Here is a 3,574-nt window from a genome sequence, read left to right as displayed (position 1 = left end):
GCCCCACACCAGCGTCCAGCCGCGCTCGGCGATCGCCTCGCCGAGTTCCGCAGCGACTCCGAGCAATTCGGGATGCTCCGGGCCGGATGCGCAGTACACACACACCGACCATTCGCTGGACGAATCGCGTTGGCCGGGCATATCCGCCAAAGGTAGACCAACCGCATGCGGCCCGTCATATCTGGGGCTTTCGCCCTGCCGCCCCGCACGTGCACCATAAAATTCGGCAGTGCCGATTCGATGGAACGTCCCCCAACATGCGACGGCCTCAGAGCGGCTGGACGCGGCATTGGCCGACGGGGCGCGGGGGGCGGCGGTGCTGGGACCCGACGGCGTCGGCAAATCCACACTGGCCCGGATGGCCGCGGAGCGGTTCGCCGGCCGGCACCCGAACACGGTCATCCGCTGGGTCACCGGCACCCCGACCGAACGCACCGTCCCGTTCGGGGCGTTCAGCCATCTGGTGCAGATCGCCGACCTCGGCAAGCCGGCCGCGCTGTTGCGGGCGGCGCGGGCCTCGCTGGGCGGCGACGACCTGCTGCTGATCGTCGACGACGCCCAACACCTGGACGTGCTGTCGGCCACGCTGGTCTACCAGCTGGCGCGCGACGGCGCGGGACGGCTCATCGTCACCGCGCAGGCCGACTCCGCCCCCGAGGCGATCGCCGCGCTGTGGAACGACGGCCTGCTCACCCGGATCGACATCGAGCCGCCCGGCGGAGCGACCGCGCCGGCCGAGATCAACGCGTTCCTCGCCGAGCTCCCCGCGGCGGCGCGGTCGGTGCTGGAGTACCTCGCCGTCGCGGAGCCGCTCTCGGTCGCCGACCTGACCGCGCTCGCCGGCGACGGCGCCGTGGCCGACGCGGTGACGTGGGGCGCCGCGGAGACCCGGGTGCGCGGCGGGTCGTCGGGCGACCCGGTCGTCTACACGGCCCACCCGCTGTTCGCCGAGCGGACGCGGGCCGCGCTGGACCCCGACGACGCCCGGCAACGACGCACCGAGCTGGTCGAGCTGCTGTCGCGGCGGCCGTCCGAGCACCTCAGTGACCGGTTGCGGCTGGTGTCGCTGGCGCTGGACAGCGACACTCCCCCGCGGGTCGCCGACGTCGCCGCCGCCGCCCAGCAGGCGCTGCGGCTGGGCGACCTGGCGCTGGGCGAACGGCTGGCCCGGTCGGCGCTGCAGCGGTCCGGCGGGTTGGCGGCGCGGCTCGCGCTGGCGCACGCCCTGGCCTGGCAGGGCCGCGGCCGGGAGGCCGATTCGGTGCTGGCCGACGTCGACTCCACCGCGTTGACCGAAGCGGCGCTGATGGACTGGGCACTGCTGCGGGCGGCGAACCAGTTCTGGATGCTCAGCGAGCCCGAACGCGCCACCGCGTTCCTGCGGACCGTGCGCAACCGGGTCACCGACACCGGCCCGCGGACCACGCTGGACGCGCTCAGCGCGACCTTCGCGATGAACGCGGGCAACGTCGGACACGCCGTGAAGGTCGCCGGCGACGTCCTCGCATCGCCGGCGGCCGACGACCAGGCGGTGGCCTGGGCGGCCAGCGCCGGCGCCTTGTGCGCGGCGCGCGAAGGCCGCTTCGATGACGTCGAGCCGTTGGCGCAGCGCGCGCTGGCCGCCGAACACCCGGGCCTGCTGCGCTTCACCATCGGGCTGGGTCAGACCACCGCGCTGTTGATGGCAGGCCACCCCGACCATGCCCGCCGGCTGGCTCAGCAATTCACCGACTTCGCCGAGCTGCAACAGCCGGGCCGCGCCATCGGCGAGGTGCTGCTGGCGCACGTGCTGATCGCGGGCGGCGAATTCGCTACTGCGGCAGCATTATTGGCTCCTGCGGCCGCCACCCTGGAGCGCACCGGATACTCGTGGGGCCCGCTGTCGCTGACGCTGCTGGCCACCGCGCTGGCCCAGCGGGGCGACACCGCCGCCGCGGCAAAGGCGTTGAGCAGGGCTGAATCCCGGCACGGCACCAAGTCGGCGCTGTTCGCGCCCGAGCTCGGGGTGGCGCGGGCGTGGCGGCTGGCCTTGGTGCGCGACACACACGGCGCGGTGGCCGCCGCGCGCGACGCCGCCCGGACGGCCGAACGCGGCGGCCAGCGGGGCGTGGCGCTGCGCGTCTGGCATGAGGCCGTGCGACTCGGCGACACCCGGGCCGCCGATCCTTTGGCCCGGCTCTGCACCGAGATCGACTGCGTCGCAGGCAGAATAGCGCTCGCCCATGCCCGCGCGCTGGCCGCCGGCGATGACGCCGGCCTGCGGGCGGTGTCGGACGAGCTGACCTCGATCGGCATGCACGCGGCCGCGGCCGACGCCGCCGCGCAGGCGCAGCGGCGCGGTGCCGGGACGGCTTAGCCGCTCAGGTAGCCGCGCAGCACGTCCACCGCGGCGGTGATGTTGGCGACCGCGACCCGTTCGTCGCGCTTGTGCGCCAGGTTGGGATCGCCCGGGCCGAAGTTGACCGCCGGTATGCCCAGCGCGGCGAACCGCGCCACGTCGGTCCAGCCGTACTTGGCCCGGACGTTGCCGCCGGCCGCCTCGACCAGGGCCTTGGCGGCGGGTTGGGCCAGTCCGGGCAGCGCGCCGGCCGCCGCATCGGTCTGTTCGATGTGCACGTCGAGTCCGGCGAGCACCTCGTGCACGTGTTGCAGCGCCTCGGGCAGCGACCGGTCGGGGGCGAAACGGAAGTTGACCGTCACCGCGGCCGCGTCGGGAATGACGTTGCCCGCCACGCCGCCGTCGATGCGCACGGCCGACAGGCCCTCGCGGTAGACGCAGCCGTCGATGTCGACGCTACGCGCGTCGTATGCGGCCAGGCGCTCCAGCACGGCGCCGAGCTTGTGAATCGCGTTGTCGCCCAACCAGGATCGCGCCGAGTGCGCACGGGTTCCGGTGGCGCTGACCACCACGCGCAGGGTGCCCTGGCAGCCGGCCTCGATGTAGCCGCCGGTGGGCTCGCCCAGAATCGCCACGTCGGCGGCAAGCCAGTCCGGCAGCTCGCGTTCGATGCGGCCCAATCCGTTTGCCGCGGCGTCGATTTCCTCGCAGTCGTACATCACCAGCGTGAGATCGTGCACGGGTTCGGCCACGGTGGCGGCGAGATGCAGAAAGACCGCGTCCCCGGACTTCATGTCCGCCGTGCCGCAGCCGTACAGGTCGCCGCCCTCGCGGCGGCTGGGCAGGTTCCCGGCCACCGGCACGGTGTCCAGGTGCCCGGCCAGCAGGACCCGTGACGGCCGCCCGTGGTTGGTGCGTGCCAACACGGCGTTGCCGTTGCGAACGATCTCGAACCCGGGGGCCTGGGCGCGCAGCGCGGCCTCGACCGCGTCGGCCAGCCGTGCTTCGTCCCGCGATTCGCTGGGGATGTCGACCAGCGCGGCGGTCAGCGCGATCGGATCTCCGCGTAAGTCCAGCACGGTCTCAGGGTAGTGGCGATCGCAAGCGCGGCGAAGCCGGGCGCAGCGGGTCGCCACCCTCGACCCAGTGGCGATCGCCAGCGCGGCGAAGCCGGGCGCAGCGGGTCGCCACCCTCGACCCAGTGGCGATCGCCAGCGCGGCGAAGCCGGGCGCAGC

At 73.8% G+C, this 3,574-nt stretch carries 2 protein-coding genes and 1 pseudogene; 1 reads left to right on the top strand and 2 read right to left on the bottom strand.

The features are described 5' to 3' along the window. Positions 1-141: pseudogene (locus tag ACYQ8K_RS29835) on the bottom strand (TIGR00730 family Rossman fold protein); the annotation flags it as partial. Between the two features lie 88 nt (positions 142-229). On the opposite strand from ACYQ8K_RS29835, the gene ACYQ8K_RS29830 reads away from it, so the two are divergent. Next, positions 230-2,356 carry an AAA family ATPase gene (locus ACYQ8K_RS29830; RefSeq protein WP_459974949.1) on the top strand — a complete coding sequence of 709 codons (2,127 nt, stop codon included), beginning with the start codon at positions 230-232 and terminating at the stop codon, positions 2,354-2,356. Here the strand turns inward: ACYQ8K_RS29830 and dapE are convergent. Then, positions 2,353-3,417 carry a succinyl-diaminopimelate desuccinylase gene (dapE, locus tag ACYQ8K_RS29825; protein ID WP_459974948.1) on the bottom strand — a complete coding sequence of 355 codons (1,065 nt, stop codon included), beginning with the start codon at positions 3,415-3,417 and terminating at the stop codon, positions 2,353-2,355. The two genes, ACYQ8K_RS29830 and dapE, sit on opposite strands and share 4 nt — an antisense overlap. Between the last annotated feature and the right edge of the window lie 157 nt (positions 3,418-3,574).

The sequence above is a fragment of the Mycobacterium sp. MUNTM1 genome (genome assembly GCF_054660795.1).
The sequence above is the reverse complement of the archived record's forward strand: the minus strand, read 5'-3'. Positions and strand labels throughout refer to the sequence as shown.